The following is a 21,038-nucleotide window of genomic DNA, read 5'->3' as shown; positions in this document are numbered from 1 at the left end:
GGTTTTCTAAATCCAAACGAATGCGTCATTTCACTCAGTTTATTCTTAGTGCGTTTATAATACTTTTCTTCAACCTTCAATTAACAGCTCAGGGTGGAAGAATTCCGGTTCCAGCAAAGAATGGCATGGTGGCGAGCAGCCATTATTTAGCTTCTGAAGTTGGAAAGGATATTCTGGTTCAGGGAGGAACAGCGGTAGATGCAAGTATCGCCACGGCATTTGCTTTAGCGGTAAGCTTACCTTCTGCCGGAAATATTGGTGGTGGCGGCTTTTTGGTCTATCAGGGTTCAAATGGAGAATCTACAAGCTTCAATTTTAGGGAAAAAGCTCCTTTGGCCGCCACCAGGGATATGTACCTGGATGAAGATGGCAATATAAAGGATAATTCAAATCACGAAGGTTTACTCTCGGTAGGTGTCCCGGGAACAGTTGCAGGTTTATACAAAGCACATCAGAAATACGGTAAACTCTCATGGTCTAAACTGGTGCAGCCCGCTATAGATATTGCTGAAAAAGGTTTTCCCGTAAGCCCGCCCCTGGCAGGATTTTCAAATTGGGTTTTTGAAAATAAGGATGAGTATAAATCTACAGCTGCTATATTCCTGAAAAATGGACAAACTCCTTTAGAAAATGGAGATATCCTTATTCAGAAGGATCTGGCAGAAACTTTAAAGCGAATTAGGGATAAAGGAGCCGATGGATTTTATAAAGGTAAAACTGCCAGTTTGGTTGCAGATTTTATGAAAGCTCATGGTGGAATTATTACCAAAAAAGACCTAAATAAATATGAAGCCGAAGAGATGCAGACAATAACTGGTAATTATCGGGGTTATGAAATTATAGGAATGCGCCCGCCGAGTTCCGGAGGAGTGGCAATTATTGAAATGCTGAATATCCTGGAAGCCTATGATCTAGAAGAAATGGGGCATAATTCAGCCGAAAGCCTTCACTTTATTACTGAAGCAATGCGACGAGCCTTTGCAGATCGCGCACAGTTCCTGGGAGATCTTAATTTTAATGAATATGTACCTATAGAAGAATTAACTTCTAAAGAATATGCCGGGAAATTAAGGGAGGGAATTGAAAATGAGAAAGCTTCCAAAAGTGATTCTGCTAATTTCAATAAAGCACATTTATTATACGAAAGTCCTCAAACTACCCACATTTCCGTAGTGGATAAAGAAGGGAATGCCGTATCACTTACCTACACTCTTGAGCAGTCTTATGGTTCAAAAATAGTGGTGGAAGGCGCAGGATTTTTACTGAATAATGAAATGGGTGATTTTAATGCCATACCCGGTTATACCGATACTAAAGGAAGGATTGGCACCAGGCCCAACCAGATCGAACCTGAAAAAAGGATGCTTTCCAGTATGAGTCCCACCATTGTTGCAAAAGATGGGAAACCTGTAATTGTGATTGGCTCTCCTGGTGGACGAACCATTATCAATACCGTTCTACAGGTGATTATAAATATGATCGATTATAAGATGGATATAGCGAAGGCAATAGAATCCTCGAGAATTCATCACCAATGGCTACCCGATGTTTCTTATTTCGAAGAATGGGGCTTTTCACCAGATACCCAAAGGATTTATAAGGAAATGGGGCATGAAATTGAAACCAGAAATAGTCAGGGTAGGGCAATGGGAATTTTTATAGATCCCGTAACCGGTATGTTGGAAGGCGCTGCAGATAGCAGAAGTTATGATGGAAAGGCGGTAGGTTATTAAAGATCAACCTGGTTTAGTTCCAGAACCTCACCGGCATCCATATTTTCGATAGTTTCGTTTCCTATTCGTACTCGTACCAGCCTTAGTGTTGGAAATCCAACAGCTGCCGTCATTTTTTTCACCTGGCGAAACTTACCTTCAGTAAGAATAATGCTAATCCAGCTGGTGGGGCCGTGACGCTCGTCCCTGATCTTTTTGGCCCGTTCCGGGAAAGTTGGACTTTGTTCTATTTTTTTGACTTCACATTCAAGGGTTTGATAAGGTTTCCCATGAATACTTATTTCTACACCTTTCTTTAATTCTGAGATTGCCTCATTGGTTATAATGCCATCTAACTGCACGTAATATTCTTTTTCGCTGTTGCCAGCAGTTATCTTTGTGCTGAGTTTTCCATTGGTTGTAAGAAGGAGTAAGCCTTCAGAATCCTTATCAAGTCTGCCAATTGCCATGGTGCCTTCAGGAAAATCGTATAATTCCCCTAAAAGCCTGGGCTTTCCTGCTGCTTTTTGGTTAGTGATAAACTGACTTAAAAATCCGTAAGGTTTATATATTTTAAAATGTGTATGCATTTCAGAAAATGTAAAGTAAAAGTAAAAGACCAACTATAATTTTATCTTACAAATTTCCCTATGGCTCTGCCACGGGGTTTCCGCTTCACCTCTCCTCTTGCATCCGACAACCGCAGGGAGAGGAATGCCCGGTCGGAACTGTTTTTTTGCAGTTCCGGGTGAGGGGAAATAAAAAAATCGGCTTTTGGCCGGGGAGGCCAAAATGAAACCGGCGAAATAGCCCTAGATTTTACCTTGGGGATAGTCGGTTTCAAGAAATTTTTTATTTCATTCCCGGCTGTTTGATCTGGAAATCTTCATCTTTCTTAGCCTTATCTACCATCTTCTCTACTTTTTTAAGCAATGCTTTACTGTCATAGATTATTCCGTCTTTTATGGTATATTTTACTCCTCCCACTCTTACTACTTCATTATCGTCGGTTAGTTTAATGGCGCCGGTTCCATAGAGAACTTTAAGATTTTCTAAAGGGTTTTCTTCCACGAGTACAAGATCTGCAAGTTTTCCAACCTCAATAGTTCCGATTTTGTCATCCATGTTCAAAGCTTCTGCGCCGTTGAGGGTTGCAGCCCTGATAACCTCTAAAGGATGAAAACCGGCTTCCCTTAATAATTCCATTTCACGTATATAAGCAAAACCATATAGCTGAAATATAAAACCGGAATCCGAACCTGTGGTCACACGACCCCCGCGATTCTTATATTCATTCACAAATTGCATCCAGGTGCTGAAATTTTGTTTCCAGGCAACTTCTTCTTCAGTTCCCCAGTAATGCCAATAGGAACCATGGCTTATTTTGCTGGGCTGATAAAATCTCCATAAGGAGGGTAGGGTATAGGTTTCATGCCATTCTGCGCGTCTTGCCCTCATAAGATCCCTGCTGGCTTCATAGATATTAAAGGTTGGATCTAGAGTAAAATCAAGTTCCAGAAGCTTATCCATGGTTTCATTCCAGTGGTCAGTGCCGGGTTTTGTTGCCTGATTCCATAGTTTTCCCGCTTCAGCAAACCGATGTTGTTCATTTTGATAATTATAATCCAAAGGATAATGCTGTACTGTTTTATCATCAAAAAGAGCTTCGGGTAATCCATACCAGTGTTCCATGGAAGTTAGGCCTGCTTTTGCAGAATTCAGGACATTCCATCTCCCCACATTTAGCTGCGCATGGTGCATGGCAGATCCTTTACCCAATTTTGTATTCTCTTCAAGTGCAGCCTTCATGATTTCGGGCGAAGCACCAAAAAATTTAATACCGTCTGCTCCTTTTTCAATATTTTCCCTCACCCATTTTCTTGCTTCCCCTGTGCTTGTTATGGGCTCTTTTCTACCTGAACCAAAGACAGAATAACTAACTATCCTGGGACCGGCCATTTCTCCTGATTTGATTTTCTTTTTTAGCTCTTTTGTCCATTCGATGCCAGGACCGCCAACTTCTCGCACAGTGGTTACTCCATGAGCAAGCCACAGATTAAAAACATATTCGGGAGTGGTACCCTGGGCTTCCCCGCCAATATGGGTGTGCATATCAATAAACCCGGGCAGGAGATACATCCCGCTGGCATCAAGTTCCCTTCCGCCTTCCTTGAGTTTGGGCCTTTTGGACTCTTCTATTTCCACCCCTGGGTAACCTACATTATCTATAGCAGTAATGATATTGTTTTCAATGCTTATATCTACCGGGCCCATAGGAGGCGCCAGGTTTCCATTTATTAATGTTACCCCGCGAATGATAAGCTGTTCGTAAGGGCCGCCCACAATTTTTTGAGAAAAAGAATAGTGTAGGGAGATAAGAAAAATAAGTAAGAAAAAGGAAAGATTCTTCATTTACGGAGTTAGATTTGAATTAAAAAAAAAACCATCCCGGGGCGTGCCCGGGATGGTATGGTAAGAAATTAATTTTTATCCTTTTCAGGAACAGGGAATCCCCGGTCGCGCATTAAAGCGTCTATTTCGGCATCCCTTCCTCTAAATTTTTTATAAGCTTCCGCAGGATCCATGGCATTTCTGGGAGCAAATAGGTATTTAACCAATTTGGCAGCCACCTCTTTATCATAAAAACCTCCAGGAGCTTCCGCAAAAGCTTCTGCAGCATCTGAAGTTAACACATCTGCCCACAAATATCCATAGTAACCGGTAGCATAACCTTCACCTGAAAATACATGTCCGAAATGTGGTGTACGATGGCGCATTACAATTTCTTCAGGCATATTCAATTCTTTCAGTGTTTCTCTTTCAAAAGTATCGGGCTCTATCTCTTCTGGATCTGTTGTATGATATTTCATATCCATTATGGCCGATGCGAGGAATTCTGTAGTGGCAAATCCCTGGTTAAAAGTAGATGCTTTTTTAATCTTTTTCACCAACTCATCTGGAATTACTTCATTGGTCTCGTGATGCCTTAGGAATTGATTGATCACTTTATCTGTAGATAACCATCTTTCCAGTAATTGCGACTGAAATTCAGTATAATCCCTTACGCCACTGTTAAGAGTTGGGTATTCAATGTCTGCGGAAAGAAAATGTAACGCATGTCCAAATTCATGGAAAAAAGTGTTGGCATCGTCCCATGAGACCAGCACAGGCTCTCCGGGTGCTGGTTCTATGAAATTTGAATTATTAGATGCAAGTACCGGTTTTTCTCCCATTAGCTCAGTAGAGCTTCGGTAAGTGGTAGCCCAAGCGCCGGAACGTTTCCCCTGCCTGGCATAAGGATCTAAATACCAAAGCCCCACAATATTTCCTGAATCTTTATCTGTAACTTCCCATACTTTTACATCTTCATGAAAAACCGGTACCGTACCTTCTTCCACCGGGGAAAATTCAAAATTAAAAAGCTCACCGGCAGTAAAGAAAAGCGCCTGGGTAAGGTTTCCAAGCTCTAGATATTGCTTTACTTCCTCACTATCGAGATCATATTTTTCTTTTCTAACTTTTTCTGCATAGAATCTATAATCCCAGGGTTTAATTGTAATATCTGCACCCTCAGCGTCTGCTACTTCCTGCATATCCTTTACTTCTTCCTCAACCCTTGCCAATGCCGCAGGCCATACTTTCATCATAAGATCCATGGCATTTTCAGGATTCTTGGCCATTCTGTTTTGTAAGCGCCACTGCGCATAATTTTCAAAACCAAGTAGTTCTACACGCTCGTCCCTTAATTTCAGGATCTCTTTTACGATCTCGTTATTGTCGTATTCATCTGCATTATCACCACGAGAATAGTAATTATTCCAAACTTTCTCACGAAGTTCCCGTTCTGTAGAGTAGGTTAAAAATGGATCCATGGAGGAGCGTGTATTCGTCACCGCGTATTTACCTTCTTTTCCACGTTCTGCAGCTGCCTGTGCAGCAGATTTCACATAAGATTCAGGTAATCCTCCAAGTTGATCTTCTTCCAGATAGATCACATAATTCTCTTCATCTGCCAGAACGTTACTGGAAAATTTCGTGTAAAGGCTTGATAGTTCCTTATTTATTTCGGCATAGCGTTCTTTATCTTCTTTGTTAAGATCTGCTCCCTGCATGGCAAAATCTTCATAAATAAGATCTACTACCCGTTGTTCTGCTGAATCCAGGGGTTGTTTCTGAGACTTTTCATAAATGGTTTTAATACGTTTAAAAAGCTCTTCATTCTGACTTATTTTAGAAGAAAATTCGGAAATTTCCGGTGCCAGTTCTTTCTGCACTTCCCTAAATTCAGGGCTGGACATATTACTGCTGTAAATTCCATAGTAAATAAAAGCCCTATCCAGTTCCTGTCCTGCTTTTTCCAGCGGAACGATCGTATTTTCGAAAGTGGGGGCAGCCGGGTTTTTCGTGATCTTATCAATATCAGCCAGATGTAATTCCATGCCTTTTCTAATGGCTGGTTTTACAAGGTCTACCTTCATTTCATCGAATGCCGGAACTCCCTGGTAGGGGCCATTCCATTCTGCCAATAATGGGTTATCAATCGTCATTTGTTTTTCTTTTTCCTGGCCATTGGAATAGCCAATAATAAACACCAGAGCAGAAATACTCAGGCCTTTTTTTAATCTTGAATTCATGTTTGGTCTGCTTTAAAAAATAGGCCTGAATATACAAACATTTAGAAAAATTTGAGCAGGCTATTAACATGAAAATTTTATAAGAGCCGGCTTATGTTGAAGAAAGGGAAAATAAGTTTGAATATTGGAAATCACTCATGGCTGGTTAAAGAAACTAGACCGCTTCGCTTTTAGACAATAGAAGCTAGACTTGAGCTTAAATAACTGATAGATAATTAAATTTAAAATTATATTTTTCACAGGAAGACTCAATTCAAAAATTTGTATAAGCAGGGTATAGATAGTAATAAAAGCCTTTGAACTATTGAAAATACTGGATTAAGGTTAATTTTTTAAAATTTTTATCTGACACCACTGATTGGAAATATATCTTAAAGTAGTCTCCGTTCATACTGAACTCCTTTTCGGCATCCCAAGTTATTTTGAAAAATGAATGGTTTAATTTTAAGGATTTCTAAAAAGCGGCTTACTTAGGAAAAGTTGTGAATCTCCAGGAAGGGAATAAAAATTGAAAATCTGATATTCTAAATGAATGGTTCAATAAAATATAAATATTACGCCATGTAACTACTGATTGATGAATGAGTCCCTTAAACATTTTGACAATATCAGATTTTCATTAAAATTTCTTTGATCAAAAGATTGTTTAAGGTACTTATTTATGGGTCTTTCCAAAAGGGGATTTAGCCCCTATTTTCGCATTCATTAATCAGAATTTAGAAACGTATCTTTTAACCTTAAAAATTCCCCAGCGGCTCAGCATCAGCGGTAGTTGGTTATATGAAGTTTATTATTTTTTTTCGGTGTTACCCGAAAGTACTTTTCTGGGGGAGATACCATATTTTGCTTTAAAGATTTTAGAAAAGTAACTTCGGCTGGAAAGACCTAATTCGTATACCACTTCACTAACATTTTTATTTCCGGAGGTGAGCATGTTCAGAGATTTGGTGAGCCTGATATCCCTTATATATTCGTTTACCGTTTTGCCATAAACGGTCTTAAAACCCTCTTGAAGTTTATTAGTATTAACCCCGGCAATTTGAGCGAGATCTGCAACCGTTCCTGTTTTTGAAATATTCGTTTCTATATGTTTTACAGCTGCTTCAATCGCTTTACGGTCTTTTTCCTTTATCTCGTTAGATCCGAAGCGATCATTTTCTTTCATAAACCTGGCTAACATATAACTAAGGATTTCCAGTGCTTTTGCACCTATAAAATTTATCCGCGGAAAACCTTTCAATTCGCAATGCTGGATTTCTTTGATGCTATCAGCAGTTTTAAGACTAAAACTTCCGGTTTCAGAAATACGCTGTAATCCGTCGATATCACTAAAAATTTTATAGAAAACAGGTTCAAGATCGTGGAGATCAAAAGAGAAATATTGCTGAAATTTTAACCTGTCTATCTCCAAATAACACATAGTTATATTCTTTTCTTTAGAAAAAATAATACTATGGGTTTCATTATTTTTTGGAGCTGTGATTAAAAATTCATGATCTGAAATTTTTATTAAATTTTCATCATCATCAAAACGGCTTTCAACCTTTCCGGATACGCAGTAGATAAATCGAATCGGTTTTATAAATGGTTGCGAAATACGAAGGCTGAGATCTGATTGTAATTTACAATGATAGGTATAAAATCCTATGCCATTAGGGAAATTGATCCCCGAGATACTGCCTTCCCCAATATTATTTGGGATTTTAAGTTGAAATTCTCCTAAATGCTCCGAAAAATCAACTTTTAATTTGCTCGCCAGTTCGGGAATAAAATCGTCAACATCATTTAGTTTTAAATGATAATTTTCCATGTTTGATCGATTGAAGTCTTTGTTGGTCAATTCTTAAAATTACAGCCTCCCGTAAAATTAACATAAAAATAGAGGTTAAATTTTTAATAAAACCTAAGAAAAAAGGAGTTTCAGGTTCATTTTTTACCTGGACTCTTTTCGAAGCACCACCAGGGGCGGACTTTTAATTACGCTCAGACTGTTGCTCAAACCAATGCCCATTACCAAAACAATTATTCCCGGCAGTAGAACAAAAAATGGGATCCAAGAAGGGATAAAGGCAGTTTCAAAAACAAAATACCCCAACAATAAGCTGCTAATAAGAGATAATAGAATTCCTGTAAGCGCGCCAATCAACCCGAGGTAAAAATATTCCAGAGCCAGGATTTTTAAGATTTGGTCGCTTCTGGCTCCAAGGGTTCTAAGGAGCACATTTTCTTTAATTCGTTGATATTTACTGGTGCGCACGGCTCCAATTAAAACAATAATCCCGGTAAGGATACTAAAAAACGCCATAAAATTAATTAACCATGAGATCTTGCTCAATATTTGCTCAATAAGTGTGAGCACCTGTCTCAAATCTATGATGGTGACATTTGGAAATTTTTCTACAAGGCTTTGTTGCAGTGCTGCTGAACTGTTCTCATCTGGAACTTTAGTGGTAAGCACTCGAAATTGTGGAGCTTCTTCCAGAACACCGGTGGGAAACACAACTGAAAAATTAAGTTGCATCCTGCTCCAGTCGACAATACGGATACTTCCAACCTTTGTACTTAATAATACCCCCTGCACATTAAAGTCTATTTGGTCTCCTATCTGAACTTCGGCATCTTCAGCAAAATTTTTACTTACAGAAATAGGTATCAGGTTCCCTTCTGTCTTTTGCCCGATCCATTTTCCCTCTTCCAATTCTTCGGAAGAAATTAAAGAATCCCGATAGGTAGTCCTAAATTCATGTTGCAGGATCCATCCATTTACTTTCGAGGTAGTATCCTCCCTAATTTCGTTCACCGACCTGCCTTTTAAATTTTCAACACTCATGGTCACGATGGGAATATTCTCGAGAACCGGTAGATTTTGAGAATTTATGGTATTACTAACCGCTTTTTGTTGTTCTGTTTGAACATCCAGCAGGATCATATTCGGGCTTTTGGCCTGCGCTTCCAACGAGGACTGGGCTAATAAAAGATCTTTAGTGAAATAAAGCGTGCTTATTAAAAAAGTTCCGATCCCAATCGCCAGTACCAGGATAAGGGTCTGGTTCTGGGGCCTGAATAAATTTAAAAGGCTTTGTCTCGACACAAATCCCCAACGGGAAGGAAAATTCTTTTTTATGGCTTTCATAAATAAATGTGCAGTTCCGGCCAACAGGGAGAACGTAATGATAATTCCCAGGATAAAAAATATTGAATACTTCCAGTCCTCCAGTAACCAGAAGGCAAAAAGAAAGATAAATAAGAATATTCCTCCAAGTACAAGAAGTGCCGCCCTTCCAGATTTAGATTTTTCAGTATTATCCACCCGAAGAGCTTGCAATGGTGACACGTATAAGGTAGCCATAAGGGGATATAGCGCGAAAAGAAGCGACATTAGTACACCAAGTAAGATACCCATAAAAATAGTACGGGGATAAAATGCGATAGCGACGTCTACCGGTAAAATATCCTGTAAGATAAAAGGAAAAAGCTGTTGCAAAGCCAGTCCCAGTGCCGTTCCAAAAATACCTCCCACCAAACCAATAATGGCAATCTGGATGAGGTAAATTAAAAAGCTTTGTTTTTTGGTGGCACCTAAACATTTAAGCACGGCAACCGACCTTAATTTCTCTTTTATATAGATATGAATAGCACTGGCAATCCCAATACATCCCAGCAGCAGCGCGATAAATGCGACCAGGTTCAGAAATTTTCCAAAATTCTCATAACGTCTTCCCATTCGCTCACTGGTAGACGTATGGGTGTCTAGATCGGCATCGTTGGCATCGAGAATGGGATCTATTTTTTCATCAAATTTTTCAAGGTCGAGTTTAGGATCGGCCAGGAAATAATATTTATACCCAATTCTACTTCCTACCTGTACCAGTCCGGTTTTTTCTATTAATCTATGCGGAACTAATACCGGAGGGGCAATAGAACTAAATATCGCCGCACTACCGGGAACAGATTTCAATGCACCGCCCACAGGCAGTACTAAATTCCCTATTTTAATTTTATCACCGACCTTTATACCTAATTGAAGCATAAGCGTAGCATCTACCAGGGCAGAAGCCTCCTGCTGAAATTCCTTTGCTGCGGAAGCAGGTTCGGTTTCAAGTTCCCCATATAAAGGAAAATTACCTTCTATTCCGCGCACTCTCACCAGTTTGGTACCTTCATTTCCTGGAAATGCCGCCATAGATGCAAAATTAATTTCCCGGGCTTCAGGTCCGCCCAGAGAATCCATGATAAACGATACTCTTTTATTGGGAATCTTATCACTATCAATAATGTAATCGGCGCCCATTAAAGATTTGGACTGCAGCGCAATGTTTTCCTTTAAATTATTGCTGAAAGACTGAATAGAGACCACGGCAGCAATTCCTAAAACAATGGAAGCCATAAAAAGAACCAGTTTCCTTTTACTCGCTTTCCCATCCCTGAAGGCCATTTTTAAAAGCCATTTGAAACCTGCTTTTGAATCTATTTCTTTCATGCTTATACTTTAAGCGTTTCAAGGATTCTTCCACCCTTTAATTTCAAAATACGTTGTGTTTTTTTTGCCAGTTCCATATCATGAGTAACAATTACCAGCGTGGTGCCAGATTCGCGGTTTAGTGAAATAAGAAGCTCCACCACTTTTTGTCCCGTTTCCTCGTCCAGATTTCCCGTAGGTTCATCGGCGAAAAGAATGTCTGGTTTGGTACTGAAAGCCCTCGCCAGAGCTACCCGCTGCTGTTCCCCACCTGATAATTGGGAGGGATAATGATCAAACCTGTCGCCAAGACCAACCTTTTCCAAAAGTTCTTTTCCAATTTTGGTGGCGTTTTTATCGCCTCTTAGTTCCAGTGGTACTGCTACATTTTCCAGCGCTGTGAGCGTAGGTATTAATTGAAAGTCCTGGAAGACAAAACCTACTTTCCGGTTCCTTAGAAGTGCCCTTTTATCTTCACTAAGTTCATTAATAAGAGTGCCACAAAGTTCAATTTTTCCAGAATCAGGCTGATCCAGGCCGGCGCAAAGCCCTAAAAGAGTGGTCTTCCCGCTTCCAGACGGACCCACAATGGCAAAGGTTTCTTTTTCCTCAATCTCGAAACTGATGTCTTCCAAAACCGTTAATTGCCTGGATCCACTTGCATAGGTCTTTTTGAGATTTTGGATGTTTAAAATTTTTGCCATCTTCTATGTTTTAGGTTACTTTATCAGGACAAACAAAATAAAGAAATGATTTTGATTAAATCCCTTAGATTGACAGGAAGCTTGAAAATGTATTTTTCGGCATTGGCTTTTTTGCTTTTTATAGCCTGTGGTGAGAATACAAAAAAAGAAAATACGGAAGATTCCGCCGAAACTGGAAATGAAGAGGTTCAAAAAGAAGAATCCAAAGTAATCCTTTTTTTCGGGGATAGTTTAACCGCGGGCTACGGATTAGAGCAGGGGGAAGCCTTTCCGGCGATTCTTCAGCAAAAGATAGATTCCCTAAACCTGGATTATAAGGTGATAAATGCCGGTTTGAGTGGGGAAACCACTTTCGGCGGAAAAAACAGGATAGACTGGGTGCTTAACCAAAATGTGGATGTTTTTGTGCTGGAGCTCGGGGCAAACGACGGTTTGCGCGGAATTCCGTTACAGGAAACCAGAAATAACCTTCAGGAGATCATAGATTATGTGAGGGCTGAAAATCCTGATATTAAAATTATCCTTACCGGGATGCAGATCCCGCCAAATATGGGACAGGAATATACTGCTGAATTTAAAAGCATCTTTCCCGAACTGGCAGAAAAGAATGATGTTTACCTGATCCCTTTTTTATTGAAAGACGTAGCAGGAATCCCTGAACTAAACCAACAGGATGGAATTCATCCTAATGCGAAAGCACAAAAAATCCTGGCTGAAAATGTTTGGGAGGTTTTAGAGGACGTGATTCAGGAAGAAAGACCGCATTAAGTGAGATTAAGCTTAACGTCTAATATCTAAAAGCGGACAGGAACAATGTTTTATTAAGATACTTGTTCATTTTCTTCATTGATGAAATAACCAACAACCTAAAATTTCACGTTGCCTACACTCCAAATTCCACGATAAATTTGCGATAGGCCGAGAAACTGAAGAGGAACCACGAGCAGAGATCTTCGGCATTTTGTAGTACAAAAAAACTTTATGATTTTCCATTTTTTGTTTAACATATCATTGATTCATTAGCGATTGGGATTTTCTAATTTTAGAAGGGAACTAATCAAAAAAATATTATGAAAGAAGGAGAAGAAAAAAAACCATCTTCTAAAAAATCAGAAGATATGGCCAAAAACACCTCTACTGCAGAGGGAAAAACCATGACAACGAACCAGGGCCTTAAGGTGAACGACACTAATAATTCCCTAAAAGCAGGTGAACGCGGAGCCACGCTTTTAGAAGATTTTATACTTAGGGAGAAGATCACTCATTTTGATCATGAAAGGATTCCCGAGCGTATTGTTCACGCCAGGGGAAGTGGTGCGCATGGTTATTTTGAATTATACGAGAGCCAGGAAGAAATCACCAAAGCTGGGATTTTTACCGATACTTCCAGGAAAACTCCGGTCTTTGTCAGGTTTTCTACTGTAGCCGGTTCTAAAGGTTCGGCAGATCTTGCCCGGGATGTACGGGGATTTGCTGTAAAATTTTATACTGAAGAAGGAATATTTGATCTGGTAGGGAATAATATGCCAATATTTTTTATCCAGGATGCGATGAAATTTCCAGATCTCATCCACTCGGTTAAGCCCGAACCAGACCGCGAAATTCCGCAGGCAGCTTCTGCCCATGATACTTTTTATGATTTTGTTTCCCGGGCTACAGAAACCCTGCACAATCAAATCTGGCTGATGAGTGACCGCGCCATTCCACGTAGTTTTAGAATGATGGAAGGTTTTGGGATCCATACATTTAAACTGGTGAACAAAGAAGGAAAGGTGAGTTTTGTAAAATTCCACTGGAAGCCAAAATTAGGCGTACAATCGGTTACATGGGATGAGGCCGTAAAAATTCACGGTGCCGATTCAGATTTTCACCGAAGGGATCTTTGGGATGCGATCGAATCTGGAAATTATCCTGAATGGGAATTGGGAGTACAGGTAGTGCCAGAAGAAGATGAGCATAAATTCGATTTTGATCTTTTGGATCCAACCAAACTGATTCCGGAAGAAATGGTGCCGGTAAAACGTATAGGGAAAATGGTTTTAAACCGAAATCCAGATAATTTCTTTGCTGAAACCGAACAGGTAGCTTTTCATCCGGGACATGTGGTTCCAGGAATAGATTTCACTAACGATCCTTTATTACAGGGACGATTATTCAGCTATACCGATACTCAGCTTTCCAGACTTGGAAGCCCTAATTTCCCTGAAATTCCTATTAACCGCCCGGTAAATGAAGTTCATAACAATCAGCGGGATGCCCATATGCGCATGACAATAAATAAGGGGAAGACGGCATATTTTCCGAATTCTATAGGAGGTGGTTGTCCTCATCTTGCGAAGATGGCCGAGGGTGGATTCACCACCGCTGAAGAACGAATCGATGCCAGGAAGATCCGTGGCCGTAGTGAGAGTTTCAGTGATCATTTTTCACAGCCCGCTTTATTTTATCGCAGTCTGAAAGATTTTGAAAAAGAGCATGTTGCGGAAGCTTATTCCTTTGAATTAGGGAAGTGCACCATGGAACATATAAAATCCAGGATGTTGTGGATTATCAATCAGATTGATGAAAACCTGGCTAAAAAAGTTTCTGAAAATCTTGGAATGAAGGTTCCGGAAGATATTGAAAGGCCCATTAACCAGGCCATTGGAGCAGATGCTGATGTAGAGAAGCACCAGCCGGGAAAAAAGAAAAATTACCTGGATCAATCTGAGGCGCTGAGCCAAACCTACCTGAAATCTGAAAGTATCGAGGCGAGAAAAATAGCAATTCTGGTAAGTGACGGCTTTAGTGGGGAAGCATACGGAAATATGAAAAAGGCCCTGGAAGCCAAAGGAGCGGTAGCAGCAATCGTAGCTACACATGGAGGCGAAGTTACTTGCGATAAAGATAAGAAGCATAAGGTTGATGCCGCTTTAATGACTACCGAAAGTGTGCTTTTTGATGCGGTGTATGTTCCTGGAGGAAAGAAAAGCATCGATATGTTGATGAAACAGGCAAAAGCTAAAAAGTTCATCAATGAAGCTTTAAAACATTGTAAAGCCATCGCTATAGATTCTGAAGGAGAGGAGCTGTTTAATGCCACCTACGGAAAGGATTTTAAAGATGATGAAGCAGTTTTTATCAATAAAGATGCTTCGGCATTTATCAAGGCTATAGCAAAACACCGTAACTGGAAAAGGGAAGAAGCCGCAAAAGCAATTCCGGCTTAAAGCTGAAATAATTCAGATTTAAATTGTAAAGAAGCTGTCTTAAAGATAGATATCACAATTTGCAAGGATGGGTTTTTTTAGAGGAGATAAATTCTGCCGAAGTGATAAAACCATAATTACATATTTGATAACCTGATTTTTAGGACAGCTTTTTTTATAGTAATAACAGACTTACCTTCAGGGAAGACGTGCCAAATTACTCATTAGACTCTTGAAATTTCCTTTCGAAAGAGGGAATGCGCTTTTTCAGTTGTTGGATGGCGTAAACTGAAGCAAGGGAAATAGCTGCCGTAGTTCCCAAACTGCCTCCAAAGCCTTCAAAAAAAGACCCTGTTACGAGATAAATTAGGGAGAATACAAAACCTGAAATCCCGATTATCCAATATTTCCTAATGATCCTGGAGGAAGCCATGCCAATAAAAGAAGCACCCATGATTATAAAAGGAAGATTTTCGGTAAGATTAGGCGAAATGAGATCCGGAAATAGATAGAAAACTACACTTCCTAACAGCGATATTCCTGCGGAAGCCATTACACCACCCATTTGCAGCCAATTATTCAGCAAATAGGTTGCCAGTGCAGCGATAGTCCCGGCGATTAAAAGGAAGCTTATTTCCATAACAAAGACATTAAAAAAAGGAGGAAGACCGTAATGGAAACCCCTCCAAAGGCAATAGTCCCAAGTTTACCACCAAAACCGTGGAGGGTGGATTTTGAGAGGATAAGTATGATTCCGCTGATGAGTCCTGCAAAGCATACAAAAAGGTAGCCGTTGGCTATAAAAGGTGCCGTCATGCCCACAAACGAGCCACAGTACATGGCGGCAGGAAATTCCCGAAGAAGATCTGATCTTCTCTTTAGAAAAGGCACAAAAGAACTGACAAAACCAACAAGGCCTGCAGCCATTACTGCCCCTACTTGGAATTGAGAATTGAGCCAGTAGGTTGTCACTGCTCCCAGTATGGAAAAAATAACCAATAAAAGGTCGGTTGTTTTAAAGCTCGACGTATCTGCTTTAAACTTTTTGGAGTAGAAAATTCCAAGTAAGACAGTGATGCCAGCTAAAAATATCAGGATTCGAGGGGCGTTTCGATTTTCAAGGAATAGCAGCAGCAGAAAAACAAAATGCAAAACGAGAAATAAGAATATAGGGAATGCCTTAAGTAGTTTTCGCACGCTTTCTGATTAATTGCCTGCAAAAATCTAAAAATTCTTAGAAACAAAGAAATTTGCTAATCGATTATAAAAAAAAATAAATTTCTAACTTCCAACCTACTTCCTATTGTTAAAATATTTTGCTACTCTCCCATTGAGGAAACCAAAGACAAGATTTATCAATATTACCACAACAGTTAAGGCCAGGAGGGGAATATATAGTCCGAAGCCTGCAAGACAACCGGCAGCGGCACTACACCAGATAGCCGCTGAGGTGGCCAGGCCCGTTACATGTTTTGAGTTTTTATCATGAAGTATAACCCCGGCACCCAAAAAACCGACGCCCACCACGACCTGGCCCACGATACGGGTCATATCTGTGCTATCTGCATCTTTGAACAATAAGGAAATAATAATAAAAGTGGCGGCACCAACCGCTACCAGTGAATAGGTTTTTAAGCCGGCCGGTTTGCCTTTGAATTCTCTTTCAAATCCCATACATGCGCCGGCAAGGGCCGCGGCTCCAATCTTTAAAATAAATTCCCAGATATCAATTTCCATTTTCACGCGATTTTTAGGGGGAGCTAATTCCTTTTAAATTTAAAGCATATCCCTTTTATGTCCTAAAAATTCTTTCCTCCCTCAGGATTTATTTTGACTTTGTCTAATCTTTGATCCAGGGGTCTCAATATTACCTTTTGGAAAAGTCTAAAACATCTTTAGACTGATGTCATTTTAGGTTTAGGATGATACAGGCAAACAAATTAATTTACTGTGGAATTTATTTTTGTAACTCCCAGCGCTTAATTTTAACAGGATTTTCGTTTACAATTTTTTCAAACTCTTTATTGCTTGAAAAAGAACTTTGCGTAATTAATTTATATTCAGCCTCCAGAATAAAGTTCTCTTTTTCAAATATCCAGGGCTCTATCTGAATATTACCAGATTCCTTTTGCTTTATCCAGAAAGTTTTACCTGCAATACTGGTATTTATTTCCAGGCTCCTGTTTTTTTCAGGAATCAAATCCTGGCATAGAATTAAAGAACATCTGTCTGCGAATACCATGATTTGATACATTTCGTCTATTTCTTTGCTGCTTAGATCCAGGTTTTTGATATAAGCCTTTTCGGTTTGTTCCAGTTCCTTCAGGAATTTAGCAATGGTCTTTCTCTCCTCCGCCATTTCCTTATAAATAAATTGTAGATGGTGCGCAATAAGTGCGGCAATGAATAAGGATTTTTCTATGGACTGGGAGAGCAACCTTTTAGAGCGTTTTACTATTTCATGAACATTTCTGTCTTCCAGCGTAAAATCCCGGGGAGTGCCAATCTCGGTTAAATAGTTCTTTTCGTTAAAATCCAGTTGACGGTCGTCATGTTCAATAATGGCCGCGAGGGTGGCCACCCAGTTCTTATTTTTGTACTGTTCCTTAATTTCATGCGCAATCTTCCCGGCCAGAAGGCCGTGACTTGAATGTGAGAATAGTTCCCAACCTTCGTTTTTCTGATTTACGATCATTGTTTCTTCTTTATTTTACGCAACTCGCAGGGACGTTGCTATTGTTTTTCCTGAAGCTGTCCCGATAACTTTCGGGATTGATTCAGTTTCAGAATGACTTCTTTTTTTTAGATTAGGAGTCTTTACTTGAACTTTCTTTGCAAAATAAACCTTATTTTGGTTTATATAACTTCGGAAAAGGATTTAGGAAGTTTATAGAGCGGGAGACCCTGCATAAACAATAAATTTAGATGAAAATATACAGGTTTTATATTTCGGTGATGGTACTATTATTCATTAGTGGTTTTGGATATGCCCAGGAACAACTGGAAAGGGATTGGATGCTGGGGCCATTTGAAAGGTTTGAAAATCCAAAACCAATCATTCAAAAAGATTCGCTGAGCGAGTTTAAGGATCCCATGACCGGTAAGATTATTCACTGGGAGTCAATGGCGACATTTAATCCTGCGGCCATCGTTAAAGATAATAAGATTCACGTTTTATACAGGGCTGAAGAGAAATTAGGTGAAAAAGAAATTGGGGGGCATACTTCCAGGATTGGTTTAGCCACCTCGGTAGATGGAAAGGAGTATATAAGAGAGGAAGAACCTGTTTTTTATCCAACTAAGGATAATCAGAAAGAATTTGAATGGACAGGAGGAACTGAAGATCCTCGTATCGTAGAGACTGAAGAAGGAACCTATGTATTGACCTATACCCAATGGAACAGGGAATATCCAAGGTTAGCGGTGGCTACTTCCAAAGATCTTAGAAACTGGGAAAAACAAGGGCCGGTTTTTCGGGAATGGAAGGATGGAAAATATCATAATACCGAAACAAAATCTGGAGCTATTGTTACTCAGCTTAAAGATGGTAAACTGGTAGCGGCAAAAATTAACGGTAAATACTGGATGTATTACGGAGTGCCTCATATTTGGCTGGCCAGCTCAGACGATTTGATTACCTGGGAGCCGGTGGAAAATTATGAAGGGAATTTGGTTCCGGTACTCAATCCTCGCCCGGGTTATTTTGATTCCTGGTTAGTAGAAGCGGGACCACCACCGGTTTTGACCAAAGATGGTATAGTAATGCTTTATAACGCCGGAAACTCTAAAAATATAGGAGTAGAGGAATTGGGAAATAGAATTTATACAGGTGGGCAGGCGCTATATGATGCTGAAGAACCCTGGAAGTTATTAGACAGGTCTGATAAACCATTTATTAAGCCGGAACTGCCTTTCGAGAAATCAGGACAATACAAAGATGGTACTACGTTTATTGAAGGCCTGGTTTATTTTAATGGTGCCTGGTATCTATATTACGGAACTGCTGATAGTATGGTAGGAGTGGTAAAAAGTGATGTTAAAGATTAAATTTATTCAGTTTTTTGATTATTAAAAACAAGAGATCTCAATTTACCCTATTCAGAATCCGGATTAGCTAAAGCTTTATTAATAAGATTTTGATTTTATCTTACATCAAAAAGGTGAATAATACCTGCTGTTTATTTTCCAATACAGAAGTTTTCAACTCCTAATTTTGCTGGGCTTAGCTAAAAATGAGGTGTAATCCAGGTACAAAACCATTTCTAACATCTTAAAATAACTACTAAAATGTTGCATAAAATACAGTCATTAAATAATATTAGTAAAATAAGGCATTGAGCTAATATTGAGTTTATACTTCGAATTGGCTCCAAGTAGGACCCATCATAGAACAACTACTTAAAATACTTCCAGGTACAAAAACTTACATTAGAAGCCTTACAAGATATGCCATAGACCTAGAGAATGAACAAATCAAACAAGCCCTCTTAAAAAACAAAAACCTTCCAGTGACTAATCTTTGAAAATGGAGATACTAGAAAACAACTAATCGCACGAAGTAGGTGCCTACTCTATAAAGCCGGAAAAACCAACAATAAACCACACAAAACCTGAAAACGAAATAATAACTGCAAGTAATGTAAAATGGGGGTGGTTATCCCTTGTAAGGAAATTCAAGTTCTGTGGGAGCAAATCCTGGAGAGACTCAACTGAAGCTTTAGTTTCAGGATTCTTATTGAAATTTTATGAAGGATTTTCACAACACCACATATTTATAAACTGAGCTAAAAACGTTGTAAAATCATATATAAACAATAATCAATAAAAATTTAATTTCGAATAGTTCGGTTTGTTCGAAACCATAACTATTTTTGCCTGGATTTTACTGTGGGTGAGTTAATAATTATCGACAATGAGGAGAAAAAACAATTCGAAATGAAAGAAAAAATATGCAGAGAAAAAATGGACTTAGTTGAAAAACTAGGTGTGCATTTAGAGAATAGAGAACAGTTAGCTCCATTTGCGGCACGTATTTTAGCTTATATCATTCTTACAGGTAAAATAGGTACCACATTTGACGATATGGTGACAATCCTTCGCGCAAGTAAGAGTACTATTTCTACACACCTCAATCATTTACAGGATTTAAAAAAAATAGTGTATATCACAAAAACTGGAGATCGCAAAAGATATTTCATTATAAATAAGGATTTGATTGTTCAGTACATCGATGCTATGATAAATGAATGGCAAGAAGTTAAAGCGTTACATTTAGAAATAAAGAAATATAAAGAGACGATTAACACACAAAAAATTATAAATGAAGAAGAAAAATTCGATTTAAATTTTCATAATGACTATATCAAATTTTTAGATGAAGCAAGTATGTCAATAAAACAATTAAGAGAGAACCAGTTTAATATTTAAAGTCAGATTAAAAATGAAATCCAATAAACTGATAACCATCTAGTCACTAAGTGTATGCTTAGTCATTGTAAGTTGTAGTGATAAACAAGAAAACCCACAAGTTTCTCAAAGGCCACCTGTACCTTTTCCAGTAACACAACTGCAACCTAAAACAGTTACAGGATTTACAGAATAGCCGGCAGCCAGTGAGGGCATAATAAACAGTGATGTTAGAGCTAAAACATCTGGTTACATTCAAAAAGTATTGGTGGACGAAGGGCAAAAAATTACGAAAATGCGAAGTGTTATATAAGTTTGAGACACAGCCGTTGAGTCAAGGTGCTGCAGCCGCAAAGCACTTATCAATGTGGCACAAGTAAAGCCAAGACTCAAAAAGAAGTTGCATTTGCACAGCAACAGCAAGCCTTACTTGAGTTTAAGAAGACCCTGTTGATTGCCGGGAGTGAAGTATCTAATGCGTTGTTTACCTTTGAATCTGAAACTAAAAAATTCGAGTTTAGAAAAAATGAAGTTGAAGAAAGTTACAACAATTAGTTTCGCTTGTAGACTAATATGAAGCGCTGCGCGGCGGATGGAGATAATATTAAATACTTAATAAACCTTTTTAATCAAAACTATGTGCTCAATCCTAGTTGCGACAAATTTTTCTAAAACATCAGACAATGCTGTTCTGTATTCAGCATCATTAGCTCAACTGTTAAATACAAAACTGGTGTTTTTTAATGCTTTTAAGTTGCCCTCACTCACAGCACACAACGAACCAAAAAAATAAAGAAACAGATACTGGCAAAAAAGCTTACTGATGGCCAAATGATCAAAATACCAAAGGCTGAAAAAACCCGTCTGATTTTTACCTATTCGAACAATCGAGCGGCAAAAGATGAGCACAACCGAAAAAGAGGATTGCAGCGCCT

Annotated in this window: 15 protein-coding genes and 1 pseudogene; 6 read left to right on the top strand and 10 right to left on the bottom strand. The window is 39.1% G+C overall.

Translation table 11 applies throughout. The annotated features are described in order from the left end of the window. Positions 1–20: 20 nt before the first annotated feature. Positions 21–1,733 (top strand): gamma-glutamyltransferase, encoded by a 1,713-nt coding sequence (ggt, locus tag Q1K34_RS09845; RefSeq protein WP_300437907.1) that lies wholly within the window; start codon positions 21–23, stop codon positions 1,731–1,733. On the opposite strand, the gene Q1K34_RS09840 is transcribed toward ggt, so the two are convergent. The 6 genes from Q1K34_RS09840 to Q1K34_RS09815 all read right to left on the bottom strand — a co-directional run bounded on the left by Q1K34_RS09840 (position 1,730) and on the right by Q1K34_RS09815 (position 11,509). Then, positions 1,730–2,302, bottom strand: a complete 573-nt coding sequence (locus tag Q1K34_RS09840; RefSeq protein WP_300437904.1) for a pseudouridine synthase — start codon at positions 2,300–2,302, stop codon at positions 1,730–1,732. The genes ggt and Q1K34_RS09840 overlap by 4 nt on opposite strands. Positions 2,303–2,564: 262 nt before the next feature. Then, complete coding sequence (locus Q1K34_RS09835) at positions 2,565–4,124, bottom strand: amidohydrolase family protein (protein ID WP_300437901.1); 1,560 nt, start codon at positions 4,122–4,124, stop codon at positions 2,565–2,567. A 68-nt stretch (positions 4,125–4,192) separates the two neighbouring features. Next, positions 4,193–6,346: a M3 family metallopeptidase gene (locus Q1K34_RS09830; protein ID WP_300437898.1), complete on the bottom strand. Its 2,154-nt coding sequence runs from the start codon at positions 6,344–6,346 to the stop codon at positions 4,193–4,195. 790 nt (positions 6,347–7,136) lie between these two features. Continuing rightward, positions 7,137–8,156, bottom strand: a complete 1,020-nt coding sequence (locus tag Q1K34_RS09825) for an AraC family transcriptional regulator (RefSeq protein WP_300437896.1) — start codon at positions 8,154–8,156, stop codon at positions 7,137–7,139. Between the two features lie 123 nt (positions 8,157–8,279). After that, positions 8,280–10,826 carry an FtsX-like permease family protein gene (locus Q1K34_RS09820; protein WP_300437894.1) on the bottom strand — a complete coding sequence of 849 codons (2,547 nt, stop codon included), beginning with the start codon at positions 10,824–10,826 and terminating at the stop codon, positions 8,280–8,282. A gap of 2 nt (positions 10,827–10,828) precedes the next feature. After that, positions 10,829–11,509, bottom strand: a complete 681-nt coding sequence (locus Q1K34_RS09815; protein WP_300437891.1) for an ABC transporter ATP-binding protein — start codon at positions 11,507–11,509, stop codon at positions 10,829–10,831. 45 nt (positions 11,510–11,554) lie between these two features. Between Q1K34_RS09815 and Q1K34_RS09810 the strand changes: the two genes are divergently transcribed. Both Q1K34_RS09810 and Q1K34_RS09805 read left to right on the top strand, forming a co-directional pair. Next, the gene (locus tag Q1K34_RS09810) at positions 11,555–12,277 is read left to right on the top strand and encodes an arylesterase (RefSeq protein WP_300437889.1); all 723 of its coding nucleotides are present in this window, start codon (positions 11,555–11,557) and stop codon (positions 12,275–12,277) included. Between the two features lie 302 nt (positions 12,278–12,579). Next, complete coding sequence (locus tag Q1K34_RS09805; protein WP_300437886.1) at positions 12,580–14,718, top strand: catalase; 2,139 nt, start codon at positions 12,580–12,582, stop codon at positions 14,716–14,718. Positions 14,719–14,914: 196 nt separating this feature from the next. Here the strand turns inward: Q1K34_RS09805 and Q1K34_RS09800 are convergent, their stop codons facing one another. The 4 genes from Q1K34_RS09800 to Q1K34_RS09785 all read right to left on the bottom strand — a co-directional run bounded on the left by Q1K34_RS09800 (position 14,915) and on the right by Q1K34_RS09785 (position 17,392). Next, positions 14,915–15,337 carry a hypothetical protein gene (locus Q1K34_RS09800; protein WP_300437885.1) on the bottom strand — a complete coding sequence of 141 codons (423 nt, stop codon included), beginning with the start codon at positions 15,335–15,337 and terminating at the stop codon, positions 14,915–14,917. Beyond that, the gene (locus tag Q1K34_RS09795) at positions 15,328–15,894 is read right to left on the bottom strand and encodes a hypothetical protein (protein ID WP_300437882.1); all 567 of its coding nucleotides are present in this window, start codon (positions 15,892–15,894) and stop codon (positions 15,328–15,330) included. The genes Q1K34_RS09800 and Q1K34_RS09795 overlap by 10 nt, the downstream gene beginning before the upstream one ends. 96 nt (positions 15,895–15,990) lie before the next feature. Then, positions 15,991–16,434, bottom strand: a complete 444-nt coding sequence (locus Q1K34_RS09790; protein WP_300437878.1) for an MgtC/SapB family protein — start codon at positions 16,432–16,434, stop codon at positions 15,991–15,993. Between the two features lie 220 nt (positions 16,435–16,654). Then, a complete protein-coding gene (locus Q1K34_RS09785; protein ID WP_300437875.1) occupies positions 16,655–17,392 on the bottom strand; it encodes a DUF3891 family protein in 738 nt (245 codons plus the stop codon). Between the two features lie 230 nt (positions 17,393–17,622). Between Q1K34_RS09785 and Q1K34_RS09780 the strand changes: the two genes are divergently transcribed. The 3 genes and pseudogenes from Q1K34_RS09780 to Q1K34_RS09770 all read left to right on the top strand — a co-directional run. Then, positions 17,623–18,744, top strand: a complete 1,122-nt coding sequence (locus Q1K34_RS09780) for a glycoside hydrolase family 130 protein (RefSeq protein WP_300437873.1) — start codon at positions 17,623–17,625, stop codon at positions 18,742–18,744. 888 nt (positions 18,745–19,632) lie between these two features. Continuing rightward, positions 19,633–20,124, top strand: coding sequence for a transcriptional regulator (locus tag Q1K34_RS09775; RefSeq protein WP_219548108.1), 492 nt, complete (start codon positions 19,633–19,635; stop codon positions 20,122–20,124). Between the two features lie 363 nt (positions 20,125–20,487). Continuing rightward, a pseudogene (locus Q1K34_RS09770) lies at positions 20,488–20,675 on the top strand (hypothetical protein); the annotation flags it as partial. Positions 20,676–21,038 lie beyond the last annotated feature (363 nt).

Source organism: Christiangramia sp. (genome assembly GCF_029937855.1).
Taxonomy (GTDB): Bacteria; Bacteroidota; Bacteroidia; order Flavobacteriales; family Flavobacteriaceae; genus Christiangramia.
The sequence above is the reverse complement of the archived record's forward strand: the minus strand, read 5'-3'. Positions and strand labels throughout refer to the sequence as shown.